The organism is Sandarakinorhabdus glacialis (genome assembly GCF_014643455.1).
Classification (GTDB): domain Bacteria; phylum Pseudomonadota; class Alphaproteobacteria; order Sphingomonadales; family Sphingomonadaceae; genus Sandarakinorhabdus; species Sandarakinorhabdus glacialis.
The window spans coordinates 1-4,654 of record NZ_BMJM01000027.1 but is presented as its reverse complement, the minus strand read 5'-3'; the positions used below and the strand labels follow the sequence as shown (position 1 = coordinate 4,654).

Below are 4,654 nucleotides of genomic sequence, written 5' to 3'. Positions count from 1 at the left end.
GGGGCTAGCCCCGCCATCGGAAACACTCCTACTGGCGGCATGATCGAAACCCGGGATTAGCTTAACTTCGCCGCCAAACTGTCCAAACAGACGGGACCACCTCAGACTATGCCGCTCAACACCCGACGATCGTCGACCCTCGGCTTCCCATGGCTCTTTGGAAAATATGGCTCAAGCCGCGCCATCTGCTCGCACGTCAGCCAGTACAGGTTGCTCATGCACGGTCTCCTCATGGAGCCTGAATCAGATCGTGCCTCTCAGATCAATGAGTCCTGACCCTAACCGGTCGGGTACGCCGTTCCTGGGTGTCGGCGAACTCGCGCAAGGCCCGGTGGCGGCGGCGAACGCTATCACGGCGGCGCATCCGCAGCGATTTACACCTCACAAGTCGCTAGCATCCGACAGTCAATCAGTCCCAGCGCTCGAGAAGCTGTTCCGCGATACTCGGAAGGTCAGGCCCGACGAAATCAGGTTGCGCCAATCCTGTGAGCGGCAGCGCCGCATTGCCAGGCCGCGTCACGAGCGCCGCCATGCAGCCTGCGCTCTGAGCCCCAATCGTATCCCAGACATGGGCTGCAATCATGCACATTGATGCCGCCGGCAGGTCGAGCTCCCTTGCAACCATGGCATAGGTCTCGTGTGCCGGCTTGAAACGCCGCACGGCGTCTACCGTGAATCGCCGCTCAAACAAGCCCGCGACGCCAGCGCGGCGCAAGGGATCCGCCTGATGATCTGCAGGTGAGTTGGTCAGCGTGAAAAGCCGGAAGTTGGCATCTTGCAACCGTGCCAGAGCGTTGGCGACGTCCGTGTGTAGCGGCAGCGCGGCAATCCCAGCACCCAATGCAAACACGTCATCGTCGCTGATCGTAAGGTCGTGGGTAGCGCCGACCATGCGCAGCACGGCGCCGCCAAGGACGTTGAAAGGCGCATAGCGTCCGGCCAAAGACAGCGCCTGCGAATACAGCACAAGCTGGGCAAACCATTCGCGCATCGCGTTACCGCGACCGAAAATGCCTTCAAATAGCGGCATGAGTGCGTCGATATCGAGCAGCGTCTCGTTGACGTCGAACACCAGTACAGGTTTGCCGTTAGCGATCAGCACGCCCTAATCCTTTGACTTGTCGTGTTCCGGCTCAAGCGCGGGTAAATAGTTTGCCAGCGGGATAGCACTGACTTCACCCTTTTTCCGCGAAGCCTGCCAGCCCAATCCGTTGTTCTTCTTGACGGCCTTCAGAGTGGGCATCCTGCAGGCTTCGGCCGCCTTCGACATCTAGGCGATCGTCTCACCACGCCGCCGCCAAGGCACGCGACGATCAGCGATAATTGGGAGTGGGATGATCGAAACGCTCGCCGGCGTCCCAGGCGGTTCGCTGGTTGCCATGGGCGGGAATGCCACCGGCGTCCGTCAACATTCGCGCCATGTGCATCAAATTCCACGCCATGAATGTCGTGTTGCGCTGGGTAAAGCCATTGTCAAAACCCACGGGACCGTTGTCGCTCTTGTCACCATAGGACGGTCCTGGTCCCGCCTCACCGATCCAGCCAGCATCCGCCTGAGGTGGGATGACATATCCAAGATGCTGCAAAGAGTAGAGGATGTTCATGGCGCAATGCTTGATACCGTCCTCGTTGCCCGTCACGATGCAGCCGCCTGTCCGGCCATAATAGGCATATTGACCGCGATCGTTGAGCTCGCCCGAAAAGCCATAGAGCCGTTCGACAACACGGGTGCAAACCGATGATTTCTCTCCAAGCCATATCGGCGTGCCGATGACGAGGATATCGGCTGCCATCACCTGCCGCTGGATCGCCGGCCAATCGTCGCGTACCCAGCCATGGTCGGTCATGTCAGGATAGACACCCAGCGCGACATCATGGTCGACCACCCGGATTGTGGTCGTAGCAAGACCGTTCGCTTCCATGATTGATCGCGCGACGTCCATCAGCAATTGCGTATGCGACATTTCCGGCGTCCGTTTCAGCGAGCAATTGAGGAAAAGCGCGGAAAGATCGTCGTATCGTCCGGTCACAGGAGCACCTCCATCATCGTGTTCGCCGGCTCGATCATCGATGCGCAATCATTGTCGCGCCGTGATCGCAGTCCGGAATGCTGCAAGGTCGACTAGGTTGTCGAAGACGACCGCGTTATTGATTAGCTACAGTCCGAGGACGACAAACAGCCAATCGAGATCGATTCGGTCGAAGTTGGCCCGCGTCTTTTCATAAAGCACCGCGAGCACCTTGGTTCCGGTGGCGCCGTCGCCGACATCGACAAATTGCGGCATCGTCCATTGGAACTGATTGTTGCCGCTAGCGCGATTGATGGCACGCAACGCATCTTGCAAGCATTCGGCGACATGCCACGAACAAACGCCCGAACGTTAGCTCTTGCTAGAAGCCGTCCCATTCCGAACCATTTCGACGTCTCGGACGGGACGGCCGCGTCGTGATCAGCGCGTTGCTGAAAGGATCAGGGCTACGGTTTCCTCGGGCATATCCCACGCCGGGAAATGTCCACTTGATCTAAACCAATGGATTTCGGCCGCCGGGAACGCTGCCGTGGCGCGCGCCGCCTGACGCGGCAGACAGAGCCGATCGCGCCGTCCCCATCCGACCACAACCCGGCCGGTCGACGCTGCGGCAGGCCCGGTCTGCTCGGGGCCATTGCCAAGATCATTGACCAGCGCATTGAACGTAGGCGTAGCCGTGTATCCCATGAGTTCGGTTGCAACGGCTTGGCCGTCGAGTGCCCATGGACGTGCGGAAAGTTGCGCCAGCAGCAGCGTGCGTGACGCCGGGTTGCGGCTGAGCGCTGGTAGGGCCGGCCGAATTGCCCGGAGCAAGCGCACTGAAGCACCGATAGTGATCTTGAAAAAGTTCCGTTCCCAGCCACGCCAGAAGCCGCCGGGATCGAGCGCAATGACGTTTCCGACGCCCCCACGCCGGGCAAGTTCAAGGACGACGCGGCCCCCCATTGAACTACCGACGAGGTCGATCCCTGCCAATCCATTGTCGGCGATATAGCGCTCGACGCTGTCGACAAGGCCGTTAAATGACCCGCTATCGGGTTCGGCCGGGGTGCCTCCGTGCCCCGGAAGGTCGATCGCGATAGCGGTCCGGCTCGCACTCAATCCGTCCAAAATCGAGGACCAGGATTGCCAGCTCCCGCCGAGGCCGTGAATCAGCAACAACTTGGGACCCGTACCGCGCTGGATGTGGTGCATCGCCGGCTACCGCAAGTGCTTTTTCAGTTCGCTTCCGGCGAACATTTGGGCAGCCTTGGCGTTAGCCACCACCGCATCCATCCCAAAAAACTCATGCGTCGTGCCTGGGTAAACCTTACGGGTCGTCTCCACGCCTGCGCGGGTCAACGCTCCTGCAAGCAACTCACCGTCGGAGCGCAGCGGGTCAGCCGCGGCATTGACGATGATCGTCGGCGGCAAGCCCTGCAGACGTGCTCGCTTGTAGACGTCGATGCGCGGGTCCCGGGCGTCGGCTGGCTTGGCGAAGACGTGCTTCACGAACCACATCATCCCGGCCTTGCTCAACGGTGCGGCGTTGGCGCTGTCGCGATACGACGGCGTGTTCATGTCGCTGCCGGCGATCGGATAAACCAGCAGCAGCGCCGAGGGGGCTTTCAGCTTTTGGTCACGGGCGGCGATACCGGTATCGATTGCCAAATTGCCGCCGGCGCTTTCCCCTGCGATGGCGACCTTGCCGCCAGCACCCCAACTCGCCGCATTGGCCGTTGCCCATTTATAGCAGGCGACGGCGTCATCATGCGCCGCTGGAAACTTGTTCTCGGGTGCGCGGCGATATTCGCAGCTTACGACGACGGCACCAGTTTCCCGGGCGATGCCGCGCGCGCCGCCGTCATAGGTATCAATATCGGCGATCACCCAGCCACCGCCGTGGAAATACACGATCAGCGGCCTCGCGTTCGCTGTGCCCGCTGGGGCGTAGATGCGCGCCGGCATCGGCCCGCCAGCACCTGGATACGTAACATCGCGGGCAGAAATCGCTGGACCCGATGGGGCTTTGCCGGCTTGGGTGGCCGCGACGGCCTTGGCAGCATCCGCCGCCGAAGGACCGGAGCGGGCTTGCTCGGGCGTCAATGTTTCGAGCGGCTTCGCGCCCAGCGCCATGAGCTTGTCGAGGACCACTTGCATATCGGCTGCAGGCGGCGGCCCCACCGCAGGTTTGGCGTCTCCAGCGGCACCCCCTAGTAGCAGGGCGGCGACCAAGATTGATTTCGAGTTGGCATGCATGTGATCGCCCTTGTGGTATGAACCATCTGCTTGCGGCTCGGGTGGTTCCAAAATGAAAAAGAAGACTGCCGCGCGAAATGAACTGCAGTGAAGCGACGGCGGACGAATCCATGATTGCAGCCGCGCACCTGCTTGCTCAACACCTGCTCTCATCTTCGGTTCCTGGGCATCAACGCGATTAGGCGTGTGCGACGCGTAGAGGTTTATACGCTTAACCCTAGCCATTAGACCATTTACCGCGAGCGCACGGGCGAATGTCCGCTCCTGTCGTCAGCAGACGTGTAAGCATCCGGTGAGAACCGCATGGGGCGGCGCCGTTCAGGCTTTTCGGCGGCTCCATCGACGTCCGAGGGCTTCGAGGGCTTGATCGATAGCGGCGGTATCGA

Annotated in this window: 6 protein-coding genes and 1 pseudogene; all 7 read right to left on the bottom strand. The window is 61.0% G+C overall.

Going from position 1 to position 4,654, the window contains the following annotated elements:
* Positions 1–104 precede the first annotated feature (104 nt).
* Positions 105–218, bottom strand: a pseudogene (locus tag IEW98_RS15905) (IS5/IS1182 family transposase); the annotation flags it as partial.
* A 191-nt stretch (positions 219–409) separates the two neighbouring features.
* On the bottom strand, positions 410–1,102 hold the full coding sequence (locus IEW98_RS15900) for a haloacid dehalogenase type II (RefSeq protein WP_243450826.1): 693 nt from the start codon (positions 1,100–1,102) through the stop codon (positions 410–412).
* A gap of 3 nt (positions 1,103–1,105) precedes the next feature.
* Positions 1,106–1,270: a hypothetical protein gene (locus IEW98_RS15895; protein WP_188764488.1), complete on the bottom strand. Its 165-nt coding sequence runs from the start codon at positions 1,268–1,270 to the stop codon at positions 1,106–1,108.
* Between the two features lie 43 nt (positions 1,271–1,313).
* Positions 1,314–2,078, bottom strand: coding sequence for a flavodoxin family protein (locus tag IEW98_RS15890; RefSeq protein WP_243450825.1), 765 nt, complete (start codon positions 2,076–2,078; stop codon positions 1,314–1,316).
* A gap of 78 nt (positions 2,079–2,156) precedes the next feature.
* Complete coding sequence (locus IEW98_RS16810) at positions 2,157–2,285, bottom strand: hypothetical protein (protein ID WP_279380390.1); 129 nt, start codon at positions 2,283–2,285, stop codon at positions 2,157–2,159.
* 165 nt (positions 2,286–2,450) lie between these two features.
* Entirely contained in the window at positions 2,451–3,224 is a 774-nt protein-coding gene (locus tag IEW98_RS15885; protein WP_188764486.1) for an alpha/beta fold hydrolase, read from the bottom strand.
* A gap of 6 nt (positions 3,225–3,230) precedes the next feature.
* Positions 3,231–4,421 (bottom strand): alpha/beta hydrolase, encoded by a 1,191-nt coding sequence (locus IEW98_RS15880; RefSeq protein ID WP_207792614.1) that lies wholly within the window; start codon positions 4,419–4,421, stop codon positions 3,231–3,233.
* Positions 4,422–4,654 lie beyond the last annotated feature (233 nt).

Bases quoted from the DNA above. Each gene is read 5' to 3' on its own strand.
- IEW98_RS15895 (WP_188764488.1), bottom strand. From the start codon at position 1,270: ATGTCGAAGGCGGCCGAAGCCTGCAGGATGCCCACTCTGAAGGCCGTC.
- IEW98_RS15885 (WP_188764486.1), bottom strand. From the start codon at position 3,224: ATGCACCACATCCAGCGCGGTACGGGTCCCAAGTTGTTGCTGATTCAC.
- IEW98_RS15880 (WP_207792614.1), bottom strand. From the start codon at position 4,421: ATGAGAGCAGGTGTTGAGCAAGCAGGTGCGCGGCTGCAATCATGGATT.
- IEW98_RS16810 (WP_279380390.1), bottom strand. From the start codon at position 2,285: ATGCCGCAATTTGTCGATGTCGGCGACGGCGCCACCGGAACCAAGGTG.